Origin of the sequence: Gordonia sp. Z-3 (assembly GCF_036233855.1) — a bacterium.
GTDB classification, from domain to species: domain Bacteria; phylum Actinomycetota; class Actinomycetes; order Mycobacteriales; family Mycobacteriaceae; genus Gordonia; species Gordonia tangerina.
Genome location: NZ_JAZARS010000010.1, coordinates 1 through 15,187, shown reverse-complemented (window position 1 = coordinate 15,187; position 15,187 = coordinate 1). Strand labels below are relative to the sequence as shown.

At 64.8% G+C, this 15,187-nt stretch carries 15 protein-coding genes; 8 read left to right on the top strand and 7 right to left on the bottom strand.

The window, feature by feature from the left end:
- The first annotated feature begins 6 nt into the window (after positions 1–6).
- From VX037_RS13170 to VX037_RS13160, 3 genes are all read left to right on the top strand, one after another.
- A complete protein-coding gene (locus VX037_RS13170) occupies positions 7–1,041 on the top strand; it encodes a thiolase domain-containing protein (protein WP_235726057.1) in 1,035 nt (344 codons plus the stop codon).
- Positions 1,041–2,219: a thiolase domain-containing protein gene (locus tag VX037_RS13165; protein ID WP_235726056.1), complete on the top strand. Its 1,179-nt coding sequence runs from the start codon at positions 1,041–1,043 to the stop codon at positions 2,217–2,219. Before VX037_RS13170 ends, VX037_RS13165 begins: the two co-directional genes overlap by 1 nt.
- Before the next feature lie 263 nt (positions 2,220–2,482).
- Positions 2,483–3,721, top strand: a complete 1,239-nt coding sequence (locus VX037_RS13160; RefSeq protein WP_442903675.1) for an IS30 family transposase — start codon at positions 2,483–2,485, stop codon at positions 3,719–3,721.
- A 105-nt stretch (positions 3,722–3,826) separates the two neighbouring features.
- On the opposite strand, the gene VX037_RS13155 is transcribed toward VX037_RS13160, so the two are convergent.
- From VX037_RS13155 to VX037_RS13145, 3 genes are read right to left on the bottom strand one after another with little or no spacing between them, the layout of a single operon-like run.
- Positions 3,827–4,369, bottom strand: coding sequence for a carboxymuconolactone decarboxylase family protein (locus tag VX037_RS13155; RefSeq protein WP_328714614.1), 543 nt, complete (start codon positions 4,367–4,369; stop codon positions 3,827–3,829).
- A 57-nt stretch (positions 4,370–4,426) separates the two neighbouring features.
- On the bottom strand, positions 4,427–4,879 hold the full coding sequence (locus VX037_RS13150) for a nuclear transport factor 2 family protein (protein WP_266059978.1): 453 nt from the start codon (positions 4,877–4,879) through the stop codon (positions 4,427–4,429).
- A complete protein-coding gene (locus tag VX037_RS13145) occupies positions 4,876–6,165 on the bottom strand; it encodes a cytochrome P450 (RefSeq protein WP_372475481.1) in 1,290 nt (429 codons plus the stop codon). Before VX037_RS13145 ends, VX037_RS13150 begins: the two co-directional genes overlap by 4 nt.
- 262 nt (positions 6,166–6,427) lie before the next feature.
- On the opposite strand from VX037_RS13145, the gene VX037_RS13140 reads away from it, so the two are divergent.
- Positions 6,428–7,591 (top strand): steroid 3-ketoacyl-CoA thiolase, encoded by a 1,164-nt coding sequence (locus VX037_RS13140; RefSeq protein WP_266059976.1) that lies wholly within the window; start codon positions 6,428–6,430, stop codon positions 7,589–7,591.
- Positions 7,591–8,079: a nitroreductase family deazaflavin-dependent oxidoreductase gene (locus VX037_RS13135; protein WP_235726314.1), complete on the top strand. Its 489-nt coding sequence runs from the start codon at positions 7,591–7,593 to the stop codon at positions 8,077–8,079. Before VX037_RS13140 ends, VX037_RS13135 begins: the two co-directional genes overlap by 1 nt.
- 86 nt (positions 8,080–8,165) lie before the next feature.
- Here VX037_RS13135 and VX037_RS13130 read toward each other — a convergent pair whose 3' ends face one another.
- Positions 8,166–8,777, bottom strand: a complete 612-nt coding sequence (locus VX037_RS13130; protein ID WP_235726313.1) for a TetR/AcrR family transcriptional regulator — start codon at positions 8,775–8,777, stop codon at positions 8,166–8,168.
- Between the two features lie 187 nt (positions 8,778–8,964).
- Here VX037_RS13130 and VX037_RS13125 point away from each other — a divergent pair, with 187 nt between their 5' ends.
- Together VX037_RS13125 and VX037_RS13120 are read left to right on the top strand one after the other, a co-directional pair.
- Positions 8,965–10,206: a cytochrome P450 gene (locus tag VX037_RS13125; RefSeq protein ID WP_266059974.1), complete on the top strand. Its 1,242-nt coding sequence runs from the start codon at positions 8,965–8,967 to the stop codon at positions 10,204–10,206.
- A gap of 65 nt (positions 10,207–10,271) precedes the next feature.
- Positions 10,272–11,522 carry a cytochrome P450 gene (locus VX037_RS13120; RefSeq protein WP_266059973.1) on the top strand — a complete coding sequence of 417 codons (1,251 nt, stop codon included), beginning with the start codon at positions 10,272–10,274 and terminating at the stop codon, positions 11,520–11,522.
- A gap of 22 nt (positions 11,523–11,544) precedes the next feature.
- Here the strand turns inward: VX037_RS13120 and fadD8 are convergent, their stop codons facing one another.
- Complete coding sequence (fadD8, locus tag VX037_RS13115) at positions 11,545–13,143, bottom strand: fatty-acid--CoA ligase FadD8 (RefSeq protein ID WP_372512313.1); 1,599 nt, start codon at positions 13,141–13,143, stop codon at positions 11,545–11,547.
- A gap of 204 nt (positions 13,144–13,347) precedes the next feature.
- On the opposite strand from fadD8, the gene VX037_RS13110 reads away from it, so the two are divergent.
- Entirely contained in the window at positions 13,348–14,004 is a 657-nt protein-coding gene (locus VX037_RS13110) for a GNAT family N-acetyltransferase (protein ID WP_266059971.1), read from the top strand.
- 14 nt (positions 14,005–14,018) lie between these two features.
- Here the strand turns inward: VX037_RS13110 and VX037_RS13105 are convergent, their stop codons facing one another.
- Together VX037_RS13105 and VX037_RS13100 are read right to left on the bottom strand one after the other, a co-directional pair.
- Positions 14,019–14,498, bottom strand: a complete 480-nt coding sequence (locus tag VX037_RS13105) for a MarR family winged helix-turn-helix transcriptional regulator (RefSeq protein WP_266059970.1) — start codon at positions 14,496–14,498, stop codon at positions 14,019–14,021.
- 4 nt (positions 14,499–14,502) lie between these two features.
- Positions 14,503–14,892, bottom strand: coding sequence for a DUF5313 domain-containing protein (locus VX037_RS13100; RefSeq protein WP_235726307.1), 390 nt, complete (start codon positions 14,890–14,892; stop codon positions 14,503–14,505).
- Positions 14,893–15,187: the final 295 nt, after the last annotated feature.

Sequence of the window (15,187 nt, the reverse complement as noted above, 5' to 3'; positions counted from 1 at the left end):
TCTGCAATGACCCTCCCCCGGATTGCGATCGTCGGGTTCGCGCACAGCCCGAACATCGTCGGGACGCACGGCACCACCAACGGTGTCGAGATGTTGATCCCGTGCTTCAACAAGCTCTACGCCGACCTCGGCATCTCCCGCACCGACATCGAATTCTGGTGCAGCGGCTCGTCCGACTATCTTGCCGGCCGCGCATTCTCGTTCATCTCGGCCATCGACTCGATCGGCGCCATGCCGCCGATCCACGAGTCCCACGTGGAGATGGACGGCGCCTGGGCGTTGTACGAAGCGTGGGTGAAGATCGCCACCGGAGAGGTCGACCTCGCCCTGGCCTACGGTTTCGGCAAGTCCACCGCCGGCAACATGGATCAGACCCTCGCCCTGCAGCTCGACCCGTACACCGTCGGGCCGCTGTGGCCCGACGCCCGTTCGCTGGGCGCCCTGCAGGCCCGCGCCGGGATCGACGCCGGCACCTGGTCCGAAGAGGACATGGCGGCGGTGGCCGCGCGCACCTCCGGAGCGTCGGTCGACGAACTCATGAGCTCCGAGTATGTCGCCGATCCGCTACGAGCACACGACATTGCGCCCTACACTGATGCCGCCGCGGCGGTGATCATCGCCAGCGAGCGCAAGGCGAAAGAGCTCGTCGCCAACCCCGCCTTCGTCACCGGCTGGGATCATCGCATCGACACACCCAACTTCGGTGCACGGGATTTGACGATCTCGCCGTCGACGAAACTCGCCGGCGACACCGCGTTCGGCGATCGCAACCGTGCGGTCGACGTAGCCGAGATCAACGCGTCATTCACCCATCAGGAGCTGATCGTGCGCAACGCACTCGACCTCCCGGAGTCCGTGCGGATCAACCCGTCCGGCGGTTCACTGGCGGGCAATTCGCTGTTCTCCGCCGGACTACAGCGGGTTGGCTACGCCGCCCACGAGATCCTCACCGGTAACGCGGGTACCGCGCTGGCCCATGCATCGAGCGGCCCGCTGTTGCAGCAGAACATGGTGGTCACCCTGGCAGGAGACGAGAACTGATGGCACACAACAATCGCGCAGCAGTCCTGGGCACCGGCCAGACCAAGTACGTCGCCAAGCGTCACGACGTCACGATGGCCGGCATGTGCCGGGAGGCCATCGACGCCGCCCTGGCCGATGCCCAGGTATCCATCGACGATGTCGACGCCATCGTGATCGGCAAGGCGCCCGACCTGTTCGAGGGGTCGATGATGCCGGAACTGGCGATGGCCGAGGCCCTCGGCGCGGTCGGCAAGCGGATGATCCGCGTGCACACCGCCGGATCGGTCGGCGGATCGACCGCCAACGTCGCCGCGTCGCTGGTCTTCGCGGGGGTACACAAGCGTGTGCTGGCGGTCGCCTGGGAGAAGCAGTCGGAGTCGAATGCCATGTGGGCGTTGTCGATTCCGGTGCCCTTCACCAAACCTGTCGGTGCCGGCGCGGGCGGCTTCTTCGCACCGCACGTGCGTGCCTACATCCGGCAGTCCGGCGCCCCCGAGCACATCGGCGCGATGGTGGCCGCCAAGGACCGGCGCAACGGCTCACTCAACCCGCTGGCCCATCTGCAGCAATCCGACCTCACCGTCGAGAAGGTGATGGGTAGTCAGATGTTGTGGGACCCGATCCGCTACGACGAGACCTGCCCGTCGTCGGACGGCGCCTGCGCGGTGGTGATCGGCGCCGAGGACGTGGCCGACGCCGCGGTGGCAGCCGGCAACCCGGTTGCGTGGATTCACGCCACCGCGATGCGCACCGAACCGTTGTCGTTCGCCCACCGCAACGTCGTGAGCCCGCAGGCCAGCCGCGATGCGGCGGCCGCTCTGTGGAAGGCCGGAGGTATCGACAACCCGGTCGAAGAGATTGATGCCGCCGAGGTGTACGTGCCGTTCTCGTGGTTCGAACCGATGTGGTTGGAGAGCCTCGGGTTCGCGGCCGAAGGGGAGGGTTGGAAGCTCACCGAGGCCGGCGAGACCGAGATCGGTGGCCGCATCCCGCTCAATGCGTCCGGCGGCGTGCTCTCGTCGAATCCGATCGGCGCATCGGGCATGATCCGCTTCGCCGAGGCCGCCATCCAGGTGATGGGCAAGGCCGGCGACCATCAGGTCCCCGACGCCCGCAAGGCCCTCGGTCACGCCTACGGCGGTGGCTCGCAGTACTTCTCGATGTGGCTGGTGGGCGCCTCCAAGCCCACGCACTAGCGGCGCAACCCCACCTCCCGAACGCGCCCAGCACGGAGGCCGACAGAACCCAAAAATTCGCCGAGAGAACCCTCATTTTCGTCGACGGCATCCTTGGGCTCAAGTGGTCACCGCAACAGCCTGTCTGTTGGAGGTTGCTGGTGGCGAACAATCGTGTGCCCGCGGTGAAGCGTGAGCGGTTTTGGGTAGCTCTCGGGGAGGGTAGTTCGGTGGCTGCGGCCGCCCGTGTGGCGGGGGTGTCGGCGTATTCGGGGTATGTGTGGATGGCTGCAGCGGGTCAGCCGTTGCCCTCGGGGCGGGCTCGACGTCGGCGCGCCACGCTCGAAGATCGGGAGTTGTTCTGGGCTGAGCTACGTGCGGGTGCGAGCATTGCGGCGGCAGCACGTGCTGCCGGTGTGTCGAAAGACGCCGGCCGCTATTGGATAACCCAGGCTGGGGGTATGCGTCCTGCCACGGTGAACCCGACCCTTGAATCGATGGTGTCTGCTGGTCGAGGGGCATTGTCCTGGGTGGATCGCTGCCGGATCGAGGATCTCGTTGTGGCCCATTACCGTCCCGCGCAGATCGCGCGGTTGTTGGGTCGGGCCCGCTCGACGATCGCTCGTGAGCTGCGACGTGGGGTGCCGGCGCAGGGTGGCCGGTATCGCGCCCAGGTGGCCCAGGATGCCGTCGATACCGGTCGGCGGCGCCCCAAAGAGCGCAGGATCGCAGCAGGCAGTGCGCTCTACGCTGAGGTGGTGCGGCGGCTGCTGCTGTGTCACAGTCCCGAACAGATCGCGGGTTGCCTGCGCGTGGACTTCCCCGACGATCCGGAGATGTGGGTGTCACACGAAACGATCTATCAAGCCCTCTACGTCCAGGCCCGCGGCGGCCTGAAGGCCGAGGTCAAACGCGGGCTGCGGACAGGTCGCATCCGCCGCAAACCCCAGGGGCGCAGCCCGCGGCCGGGCCCCATCAAGGATGCGGTGTCGATTAGTGAACGTCCCGCTGAGGCCGAGGATCGGGCCGTGCCCGGCCATTGGGAAGGCGATCTGATTATCGGCGCACATGGCGCTTCGGCCATCGGCACGCTCGTCGAGCGAACCACCGGTTTCGTGATGCTGCTACACCTGCCTGGCGATCACACCGCCCAGACCGTCGCCACGGCGATGAGCGCCGCGGTCCCGCAGATCCCCGAGATCCTGCGCCGCTCGTTGACCTGGGACCGCGGCAGCGAAATGGCACTACATACCGCGATCACCGAGGCGACCGGGCTGCCGATCTACTTCGCCGATCCGCACAGTCCCTGGCAACGCGGATCGAACGAGAACACCAATGGCCTTCTGCGTCAATACTTTCCGAAAGGAACAGACCTATCAGAGCATGGCCCCGGCATCCTCGACAACGTCGCCGCAGAACTCAACGCCCGACCCCGCAAACGACACGGCTGGCTCACGCCCGCCGCCAAACTCGACGAGCTACTAAGATCAGACCCGTCCGATCCTGTTGCAGCGACCGGTTGAATCCGCCATCCGTCGGCGAGCCGGGGAGGTTTCTCTCGGCGAATTTTTGGGTTCTGTCGGCGCGAAAGGGGTCGGCCTCCGTGCTGGGCGCGTGGGGAGGTGAGGTTACGTCTCGGGGAGGGCGCACGCCTGGCCGTCCGACATTCCCATCGGTCGCACCCCGAGGGCCTGGTTGAGCCGACCGCGCTGATTCTCCCACGCGATGGTCATCGCGAGCTCAGCGATCTGACGTCGCGATAGATGGCGCGACAATGCTTCTCGTAGATTAGCGAGGTCGTCCCCGACGGCAGGTGTCAGCGTCATGGCTTCGGCGTAGCCGATGACGAGCTTCTCCAGCTCGGAGTATGCGCTGCTGTCACGGTACCGCGGCAGGTCGCGGATCTGCCGCTCGCTGACGCCGCTGTCGTGGGCGAGCGCAGAGCCGATGTCGAGACAGAACTCACAGCTGATCAGGCCGGCCGCCTTCAGTTCGGCGAGTTCTTTGAGCTTCGGCTCGAGCGCATTGCTGAGCAACAGCGCAGTCTCGTAGAGGCCGGTGGCCGCACCGATCTGCGGACGGCGGCGAAGCCACCCGACCAGATCGCCCCGGTGTCGCTGTGATGACCGAAACGCTCTGCCGAAACCACGGATTCGATTGAGTGCGCGCATCGCCCGACACTAGCGCCCTTTTCGCGGCCTCCGTGCTGAGGGCGCGGAAATACCAGGTCAGGCGGGTCGAACCGAGTTGATCGTTTTCTCGACCTCCCAGAATGCGCGCAACGCGCTCATCTTCCCGTCCGCATCGGCGCGATAAGTGAACACACCGTGCGCCTCGGACACGTGGCCGGCGATGTGGGTGACGATCTTTCCCACATAGGCCACCTCGTCGCCGCAGATGATCTCGTCGTCGAAGACGAACTCGATGCTCTCGGTGGTGGCAATCGACTTGTCCCAGAACTCCGCAATCTGTTCGTGTCCGCGGAAGCCCTTACCTTCTGGATCGAACATCGACGGCCCCACCGGATCCTCCACCGACCCCTCGGCGGCGAAGTTGTCCACCCACGCCTGCTTGTCGCGCGCTATGACGAACTCGCGGGACCGCCGACCGGCCAGGACCGCGGGATGATTCTCCCGGTCGATGTTCAGGTAGGCCGGCGATTCCTTTTCTTGCGTGGTCATTTCGTGCCGTAATCGACCTGGAGTTCTTTCACACCGTTGATCCAGCCGTGACGTAGGCGGCGCGGCGATTCGAGTTTACTGATGTCGGGCACGAGGTCGGCGATCGCGTTGAACATCAAGTTGATCTCCATGCGCGCCAGGTTGGCGCCGACGCAGAAGTGGGCGCCGTTGCCGCCGAAACCGACATGCGGGTTGGGATCGCGCAGGATGTTGAAGTCGAACGGCTTGTCGAAGACGTCCTCGTCGTAGTTGGCCGAGCCGTAGAAGAGTCCGACGCGCTCGCCTTCCTTGATGTCGACGCCGCCGATCTGGGTGTCCCGCTTGGCAGTTCGCTGGAAGCAGTTGACCGGGGTCGCCCAGCGGACGATCTCGTCGACCGCGGTGGCGGGCCGCTCGGTCTTGAACAGCTCCCACTGGTCCGGGTGATCGAGGAAGGCATTCATACCGTGACTGATGGCGTTGCGCGTGGTCTCGTTGCCGGCCACGGTCAACAGGATGAAGAAGAAGCCGAACTCGGTCTCGTCGAGGCTCTGACCGTCGATGTCGGCGTTGACGAGTACCGACACGATGTCATCGACCGGGTCTTTCCGCCGCGCCTCGGCCATCGTGTAGCCGTACCCCAGAATCTCGGCCGACGCCATCTGCGGGTCCTCGCCGAATTCCGGATCGTCGTAGTTCATCATGTTGTTCGACCAGTCGAACAGCTTGCCGCGGTCTTCTTCGGGCACACCGAGCAGGTCGGCGATGGCCAGCAACGGAAGATCGACGGCGACGTCATGCACGAAGTCGCCCGTACCCTTCTCGGCGGCCTTGCTGACGATGGTGCGGGCAGCGTTGTCGAGCTTCTCCTCCAACGAATGCACCGCCCGCGGCGTGAACGCCTTGGAGACGAGCTTGCGCAGCCGGGTGTGGTCCGGCGGATCGTGGTTGATCAGCAGCGCCTTGGTGACGTCGAGCTGATCCTGGGTCATCTCGTCGTCGAACCGCATGATGACGCCGTTGGTGGCTGTCGACCAGTCGTCGTTGTTCTTCGAGATCTCGCGGATATGAGCGTGCTTGGACGCCACCCAGTACCCGCCGTCATGAAAGCCGCCGCCCTTCCCCGGCAACTGGGCGTTCCACCAGACGGGTGCCGTCTTGCGGAGCTGTGCGAACTCCTGCACCGGAATGCCCTTCTCGAGCAATTCCGGATTCGTGAAGTCCCAGCCCTCCTGCTCCATGAACGGATAATCAGCCATAGCGCCCCCCGATTCGGCGCCGGTCGTCGCACCCTGTGCCTGGGTCACGTCACACCACCTCGCTCTGAGATTTAGAACCTGTTTCAATCTCATTAGAGCACATTGTGACGCCGATGACAGTCCCAGATTGAAACTTGTTCTAGTTTTCTCACTGCGCGCAGTTCGTGACGTGGGGCGATGGTAGCAATCAGCATTGCCACATCCGATCCGCGGCATCGGCCCGGCGTTCGCCGAACCCGTCCGTGGACTCGAATGAGAACTTGTTCTAATTTGGATGCGAGATCGAAACCACACAGAAGAGGAGTCAGGCATGGGTGTGCCGGTGATCGTGGAGGCGGCGCGTTCGCCGATCGGCAAGCGGGCCGGATGGCTGTCGGGTCTGCATGCCGAGGAACTCCTGGGGATGACCCAGCGTGGGGTGATCGAGAAGGCTGGGATCGATCCGGCGATCGTCGAGCAGACCATCGGCGGTTGCGTGACGCAGGCCGGGGCGCAGGCCGGCAACATAACCCGCAAGGCGTGGTTGTCGGCGGGACTGCCCGACCACGTGGGTGCGACAACCATCGACTGCCAGTGCGGTTCAGCCCAACAGGCCAATCATCTGATCGCCGGGCTGATTGCCAGTGACACCATCGATGTGGGCATCGCGTGTGGCGTCGAAACCATGACGATGGTCCCGCTGGGCGCGAATGTCGGCACTGATGCCGGTCCGTATCACGCGGACTCGTGGAACATCGACATGCCCAACCAGTTCGCATCCGCCGAACGGATCGCCGAGCGACGCGGCATCACCCGGGCAGACACCGACGCACTGGGCGAACGCAGTCAGCGATTGGCCAAGCAGGCGTGGGCCGAAGGCCGGTTCGACCGGGAGGTGCTCTCCCTCAAGGCGCCCGAGCGCACCAAGGACGGTGAGCTCACCGGAAAGATCCTCGATGTCGGCCGCGACCAGGGACTGCGCGACACCACGCTGGACTCGTTGGCGGCGTTGAAGCCGGTGATCGAGGGTGGCATCCACACGGCAGGCACGTCATCACAGATCTCCGACGGCGCCGCGGCGATCCTGATCATGGATGAGGCCAAGGCTCGCGCACTCGGCCTCACGCCGCGCGCACGGATCGTGGCACAGGCACTCGTCGGCGCCGAGCCCCACTACCATCTCGACGGCCCGGTGCAATCCACCGAGCGAGTGTTGGCGAAGTCGGGGATGTCGTTGTCGGACATCGACATCGTGGAGATCAACGAGGCTTTCGCATCGGTGGTCCTCAGTTGGGCGCAGGTTCACAAGGCCGACATGGACAAGGTGAACGTCAATGGCGGCGCCATCGCACTGGGACATCCGGTGGGCAGCACCGGTTCCCGACTCATCACCACCGCCCTGCACGAACTCGAACGGAGCGACAAGCAAACTGCGTTGATCACCATGTGTGCCGGCGGGGCGCTGTCGACCGGCACCATCATCGAGCGCATCTGATGCCCGTCATGGATCCGACCAACCGGCCCAAACAGCTGGGGTCGCCGGTGGTGCAACGCCTCATCAAGGTGGGTTCACGCCTGAACACCAAGCTGTACAAGGCAACCGGCGGCCGACTCGGCAAGTACTGGCGGGTCGGCGCCGGGTTCGGCAAACCGGTTCCGGTATGTCTACTCACCACCACCGGCCGCAAATCGGGTGAACCGCGCACGGCGCCGCTGATCTTTCTCCGCAAGGGCGACACGTTCATACTTGTCGCGTCGCAGGGTGGGCTGCCCAAGAATCCCGCGTGGTATCTGAATCTGGTCGCCGATCCCCGGGTGACGATCCAACTCGGGACGGAGACCTTCGATCTCACGGCCCGTACGGCATCGGAGTCCGAGCGCGCCGAGCTGTGGCCAGAGCTCGTCGACACCTATGCCGACTTCGACACCTACGCGGCCTGGACGGAGCGGACGATTCCGGTGGTGATCTGCGAGCCCCGCTGAACTCGTCCGCTCCCGTCCACCCATCCCACCGACGGAGCGGACGATTCCGGTGGTGATCTGCGAGCCCCGCTGACGCTTCGTGATACTCACCGGCCGGCAGGCATCGCCCGCACCGCCGCACCTGCCCACGCGTCGAGAAAACCCCGCACATCGTCGACCGAGCGCTGCGACCCACCCGGGTCGAGCACCATTGATTGCAGTGTGCGCAGAACGATCTCGATGATCACCTCCAGATCGTCGTCGCCATAGCCACGCGCCGACCAGTCGACATCCATCCGGTCGATGATGGACCGGGCGAAGTTCCGGCCGAGCTCCGAGGTGAACTCGCCGACGATCGGCGCGCTCACCCGGTCCGCTCGTAGAAGCAGGCCGACATAGTCGTCGTCACGCAGTTCTGCGAGCACGCCGGTCAGCCCCTCGACCACCGCGACATCGGGGGCATCGATGCCACGCAGCCGTGCCGCCATCCGGTCGAGTAGCGCGTCGACGGCGACCACCGCGGTGGCGGCGAGCAGTTCGTCGGTACCGGCGTAGTAGCGGTAGACGGTTTGCCGGGTGACCCCCAGTTCACGGGCCACGTCGGCCAGGCTGGTGGCGGCACCCCGACGGTCGATGGTTGTCCGGGTCGCCTCCAGGATGCGGGCCCGCGCCTCGGCGTCGTTGACGGGCACCTGTCCGCCCCAACCGTGGGTACGCATCAGCCACGTGCCCCGTCGCCGCCTACCCCACCACGCCAGCTCATGACGAGTCAGCCTACCGGCGAGGCACAAAGAACCGGCGACTTCCGCGAGACCATACATATTTCTTTCTAGTGTATGGTGTGGTGACAGCTGACACATGTCGTTGTCGTCGGCGCGCACTGCCGCCGTCATCAGGAGGTTTCTTTTGAGCACAGCCACCGGCCTGGGCACCATCCGCCCGGGATTCGACTTCACCGACCCCGACGTGCTGGAGCAGGGCATCCCGATCCGCGAGTTCGCCACGCTGCGCAGAACCGCGCCGGTGTGGTGGAACGCCCAGCCCGAGGGCACCTCCGGGTTCAGTGACGGCGGATTCTGGGTGATCTCCAAACACGCGCACATTCGGGAGATCTCGAAGAACAACCAACTCTGGTCGACCAACGCCAACGGTGCAATCATCCGGCTGCCCGACTACGTCACGCCGGATCAGATCGAGTTCACCAAGGCGTTGCTGGTCAATCACGACCCGCCCGAGCACACCCGGCTGCGCAAGATCGTCTCGCGCATCTTCACCCCGAGAGCGGTGTCGATGCTGGAGGAGAACCTGTACACCTCGGGCCGACGTATCGTGCGCGAGGCGGCCGAGAAGGGTTCGGGCAATTTCGTCGACGACATCGCCGTGCACCTGCCCTTGCAGGCGATCCTCGACCTCATCGGCGTTCCCGAGCCCGATCGCCCTCGGATCCACGAGTTGGTCGACGCGATCATCAACAGCGATGACCCCGACGAGACCATCGACCCCACCACAGCGAATGCTGAGCTGCTCGGGTACGCCTATCAGATGGCCGAGGAGCGTCGGCGCAATCCCACCGACGACATCGTGACGACGCTGATCGAAGCGGATCTCGACGGCGAGGCACTCGACGAGGCGGAGTTCGGTTTCTTCGTCATCCTGTTGATCACTGCCGGCAATGAGACCACCCGTAACGCGATCACCCACGGCCTCAACGCATTCATGGACAACCCCGCGCAGTGGGATCTCTACAAGGCCGAGCGCCCGGTGACCACCGTCGACGAAATTCTTCGGTGGGCGTCGCCGGTGCACGCGTTTCAGCGCACCGCTCTCGCCGACACCCGGATCGGCGATCAGGACATCGCGAAGGGCCAGCGCGTCGGCCTGTTCTACAGCTCAGCAAACTACGACGAGGAAGTGTTCACCGATCCGTTCACCTTCGACATCACGCGCGATCCCAACCCGCATCTTGCGTTCGGGGGCAGCGGTGCACACTTCTGCATCGGCGCCAACCTCGCCCGCCTCGAACTGAATCTCATCTTCAACGCAATCGCCGACGAACTACCCGACATCACCCGCATCGGCGACATGCGTCGCGTCCGTTCCGGCTGGCTGAACGGAGTGAAGGACTTGCCTGTCCGCTATTCGAGTTGACCGGCGTCGGGTACCGTCGTGTGAGGTAGGCCACACTGCGGTGGTGTGGGGATCGCGAGGACCTCATGACTCTCTCGACCGAAGACAGTGCTCACCAGATCGATTTCACCGATCCGGCATTACTCGAGCGCGGACTGCCGTCGCGCGAGTTCGCGCAACGCCGCGCCACGGCGCCGGTGTGGTGGAATCCGCAACCCAACAGTCAGCGGTTCTTCGACGACGACGGATTCTGGGTGATCAGTCGCCACGCCGATATTCGCGCGATCTCCAAGGACACCGAGACGTGGTCGAACTGGGCCAAGGGTGCGGTGATGCGGATGCCGGAGACCTCGACCCGCGAACAGGTGGATGCCGGGCGCATGTTCTTGCTGAACATGGACCCGCCACAGCACACCCGGATGCGCAAGATCGTGTCGCGGATGTTCACCCCGCGGGCGGTCGCCTCCCTCGACGACGGGCTGCGAGCACATGCGCACCAGTTGATCACCGCGGCGGCCGCACACCGGGCAGGTAATTTCGTCGAGGACATTGCCGTCCATGTCCCGCTGCGCGCCATCCTCGACCTGCTCGGTGTGCCTACCGCCGACCACGAACACCTCTGCGAGTTGGCCGATTCCATGGTCAACCCCGACGACCCGGACAGCAGGCACGACCCGTTCACCGCTCACGTCGAGATGCTGTCGTATGCCTATGCGATGGCCGAGGATCGTCGCGCGCACCCCCGCGACGACATCGTGACGACACTGGTGCAGGCAGACATCGACGGCCATGTCCTCGACGAGTCCGAGTTCGGCTTCTTCGTGATCCTGCTCGTCATCGCGGGCAACGAGACGACCAGAAACGCGATCTCGCACGGTCTCAACGCTTTTCTCGATCATCCGGATCAGTGGGAGCGCTACCGGCGGTCGCGGCCGGCCACCGCGGTGGACGAGATCATCCGGTGGGCGACGCCCGTGCACTGCTTCCAACGCACGGCACGCGTCGACACCGAGGTGTCGGGGGTTCCGATCGCAGCCGGCCAGCGCGTCGGATTGTTCTACAGCTCAGCAAATTACGACGAGGAGGTGTTCGACGACCCGTTCACGTTCGACATCACCCGCGATCCTAACCCGCACTTGAGTTTTGGCGGCAACGGCGCCCACTTCTGCATCGGCGCCAACCTCGCGCGACTTGAGGTCCGAACCCTGTTCGACACGCTCGCCGACCTCGTCCCCGACATCACCAAACTCGCCGAACCGCAACGCGTCCGCTCCGGCTGGCTCAACGGTGTCAAGGACCTGCAGGTGTCCTACGGCCAGGCGTCAACCCCCGGCTGAGTAGCCGCGACCGCGCCAGGCCCTACGCCGCGAACTGCGCGCGGAGCGCCTTTTTGTCGGGCTTACCCAAGGCCGTCAGGGGCAGCGAGTCGGTGAAGATGACCTGTTTGGGTGACTGCACCGAACCCTTGCGTTCTTTGACCGATTCCTGGATCTCTCGGGTGATCCGCTCCTTGGCAGCATCGTCGCGCTCGGCATCGGACCGCAACACCACCACGGCGGTGACAGCCTCACCCCACTTGTCGTCGGCCACACCGATCACCCCTACCTGGCTGACCGAAGGATGTTCGGCCACCACGTCTTCGACCTCGCGCGGGAAGACGTTGAAGCCACCGGTCACGATCATGTCCTTGGTGCGGTCGACGATGTACCAGAACCCGTCGGCGTCTTCGCGCGCCACGTCGCCGGTGCGCAACCAGCCGTCCCGAAAGGTCTCCGCGGTCTGTTCGGGAAGACCCCAGTAGCCGCCGGCCAACAGCGGTCCCGCCACACAGATCTCACCGGGCTCCCCTTGGGCGACGGGCTTGTCGTCGGGTCCGAGCAGCGCGGTGCGCAGGAACGCCGACGGACGCCCGCAACTGCTCAGGCGGCGCGGATCCTCGCCGGGTTTCGGGTGGTCGTTCTTGCCGAGGTAGCTGATCACCATCGGCGCCTCGGATTGCCCGTAGTACTGCGCGAAGATGGGACCGAACCGTTCGATGGCTTCGGCCAGGCGCACGGGATTGATCGCCGACGCACCGTAATACACGGTCTCCAGGGACGAGAGATCGCGGGTCTTGGAGTCCGGGTGATCCATCAGCGCGTACAGCATCGACGGTACGAGCATCGTGGCGGTGATGCGTTCTTCTTCGATGACGCGCAGCACCTCGGCCGGGTCGAACTTGCCCATCACCACCATGCACCCACCCTTGATCAGGGTGGGGACAAAGAATGCCGCGCCCGCGTGCGACAGCGGCGTGCACATCAGGAAGCGCGGATTCTCCGGCCATTCCCATTCGGAGAGTTGGATCTGGGTCATCGTCGACATCGCCCGTGCGGTGCCGATGACCCCCTTGGGTTTGCCGGTGGTACCACCTGTGTAGGTGATCGATACGATGTGTTCGGGCGGGAGTTCGGCGGCGGCCAGCGGCCTGGGCGAGAAGTTATCGGCCTCGGCGATGACGTCGCGACCGTAGGCGGCGAGTTCTTCGGGGACGGGGCCGAGGGTGAGCACCTGCTTGAGGCTCTCGACGCGGTCGACCAAGGCCACCGCTCGCTCCACGAACATCGGCACCGGGTCGATGACCAGAGTCGTCACCCCTGCATCGGACAGCACATACGCATGGTCGTCGAGCGAGCCGAGCGGATGCAGCGCAGTGCGCCGCCAGCCCTGCGTCTGCCCGGCACCGATGACCAGCAACACCTCGGGACGGTTGAGTGCGAGCAATCCCACCGTCGACCCGGTGCCCGCACCGAGGGATTCAAAGGCCTGCTGATAGCGACTGACCGCGTCGGCCATCTGCCGACCGGTGAGTTCGGTGTCGCCGAGGAACAGCACCTTGCGGTCAGCATGGCGACGCAATGCGGCCACCAAAAGGTCACCGAGATGGGTGCCGCCGCGCAGATGGTCGAACTCGGTCATCGAATCCTGAAGATCGGTCATGGTCATCCAGACTAGGACGTGTTTCAGATTTTCGAAAGAAAAGACGTCAAAGATTGTCTATGAAGTGCACAGACCTATCGCTGCGCACGTATGAGACCGTCTAGAACATGTTGCATTTTTGCATTCAGTCGTTCGCCGCACTCATCACCCCACGTCGCGGAGCCTGAACTAAGATCGGTGACCATGACCGATCTGGATCTGGCCACCTCCCGCCGCGACATCACCGATGCCCTGCTGACTGCACTCGAGCGCCGTCACGAGGTGCTCGACGCCATCGTCGACGCCGACAACCGCAATGAGGCCGTCGACGCCGTCGCCAAACTGCTCGACAAGTCCACCCTGGGCGCCGAGGCCATTCTCGGCATGTCGTTCTACCAGCTCACCAAGGACGAGCGGCGCAAGAACCAGGCCGAACTCGACGACCTCAACAATGCACTGACCTTCACCCTCGCCGAGCGTCCCGCCAGCAGTGGTGATTCGCTGGAGCTGCGACCGTTCGACGCGACCGCCGACGCCGATCTGTTCGCAACGCGCACCGAGGAGCTCAAGGTCGCCGGCGACGGTTCGGGCACACCTGCCGGTGAGATCTCCGACGAGATCGCCAAGGCCACCGAGCGCGTCCACAACGAGGACGCAGTGTGGCTCGTCGGCATCGACGGCGGCGAGAAGGTCGGATTCGTCTTCGGCGAACTGACCGGCGGCGAGGTCGACGTGCGCATCTGGATTCATCCCGACCACCGCAAGAAGGGCTACGGCACCGCCTGCCTGCGGAAGTCACGCTCGGAGATGGCCGCGTACTTCCCCGGCGCGCACATGGTGGTCCGGGCGCCGAGCGCGTAGTCCCGACCCCCCGGTCAGCCCCGGGCTGCCATCCCTTCGGCCCGGGTGGCCGCGGCATTCACGCGGGTCAGCACCCCGTGGAGTTCCTCGAGGACGTCGAGGTCGACGCCGAGCGCGTCGATCACGGCGGGCGGGATATCCAGGGCTTGCTCGCGTAACGCTCGTCCATCGTCGGTGAGCGCGACGTCGACGTTGCGTTCGTCATCGCCGCGACGCTGCCGCAGGACCAGGCCCGACGACTCGAGCCGTTTGAGCAGTGGCGACAACGTCGCCGAGTCGAGCTGCAACACCTGCCCGAGATCCTTGACCGCACGCGGCGAGTCCTCCCAAAGTGCCAACATCACCAGATACTGCGGGTGGGTCAGCCCCAGGGGTTCGAGTAGTCGACGATAGATCTTCAGTACCGACCGGTTGGCGACCGCAAGAGCGAAACACACCTGCCGTTCCAGCAGCAGCGGATTCGCCTCTGCACCTGCGATGTTCACCTCGGACATGCCGTCACCGCCCGCGATACTTGCGGTGATACTCCTGGTACAGGTCTGCGTTGCGCTCCTTCTCGCGCTTGTCGATCAGATCGGGATCGAGACCGTGCTGTTCGAGCCGATGGCGACGGTAGACCCGGTTGAGCGCCAAGGTGAAGAACACGTACGCGATCGGGATCGGTAGCGCCATGGTGATCCGGACATCCCACGATGCCGGCACGAACAGGAACGGCAACATCAGGATGAGGACGGGCACGGCCCAGCGGACCACCATCCGCAGGGTCGCGTGCCGACCGGCCAGGTCGTTGGCGACCCAGTCGTTCATGGACCTCGGCATCCTCGCGCCGTAGATGTAGCGGATGTATTGCAGCCCGCGCGGACGATCGGCCGATGGTGACGTTTGCACGAATTGATCGTACACGATCGAATTGTGCGGGCGTGATCTCGATACGCCTCCTCACTCCGTTCGTCGGCTACTCGATCACCGGACAAACGCCCCTCACGGAATGCTCGGTGGTCACAGAGCCCGCGAGCCCCTTTCGCCGCTGGTCGAGTAGCCTGCGAGCCCCACCTTCGCTGGTCGAGTAGCCTGCGAGCCCCACCTTCGCTGGTCGAGTAGCCTGCGTGTCATTTGCCACCGCTATGGGGCCACCTGGATTGCCACGAGCATGGGACCACCTTGGCGCGTTATTGAGGATGCT

Bases quoted from the DNA above. Each gene is read 5' to 3' on its own strand.
- VX037_RS13170 (WP_235726057.1), top strand. From the start codon at position 7: ATGACCCTCCCCCGGATTGCGATCGTCGGGTTCGCGCACAGCCCGAAC.
- VX037_RS13165 (WP_235726056.1), top strand. From the start codon at position 1,041: ATGGCACACAACAATCGCGCAGCAGTCCTGGGCACCGGCCAGACCAAG.
- VX037_RS13160 (WP_442903675.1), top strand. From the start codon at position 2,483: ATGGCTGCAGCGGGTCAGCCGTTGCCCTCGGGGCGGGCTCGACGTCGG.
- VX037_RS13155 (WP_328714614.1), bottom strand. From the start codon at position 4,369: ATGCGCGCACTCAATCGAATCCGTGGTTTCGGCAGAGCGTTTCGGTCA.
- VX037_RS13150 (WP_266059978.1), bottom strand. From the start codon at position 4,879: ATGACCACGCAAGAAAAGGAATCGCCGGCCTACCTGAACATCGACCGG.
- VX037_RS13140 (WP_266059976.1), top strand. From the start codon at position 6,428: ATGGGTGTGCCGGTGATCGTGGAGGCGGCGCGTTCGCCGATCGGCAAG.
- VX037_RS13135 (WP_235726314.1), top strand. From the start codon at position 7,591: ATGCCCGTCATGGATCCGACCAACCGGCCCAAACAGCTGGGGTCGCCG.
- VX037_RS13130 (WP_235726313.1), bottom strand. From the start codon at position 8,777: ATGCGTACCCACGGTTGGGGCGGACAGGTGCCCGTCAACGACGCCGAG.
- VX037_RS13120 (WP_266059973.1), top strand. From the start codon at position 10,272: ATGACTCTCTCGACCGAAGACAGTGCTCACCAGATCGATTTCACCGAT.
- fadD8 (WP_372512313.1), bottom strand. From the start codon at position 13,143: ATGACCGAGTTCGACCATCTGCGCGGCGGCACCCATCTCGGTGACCTT.
- VX037_RS13110 (WP_266059971.1), top strand. From the start codon at position 13,348: ATGACCGATCTGGATCTGGCCACCTCCCGCCGCGACATCACCGATGCC.
- VX037_RS13105 (WP_266059970.1), bottom strand. From the start codon at position 14,498: ATGTCCGAGGTGAACATCGCAGGTGCAGAGGCGAATCCGCTGCTGCTG.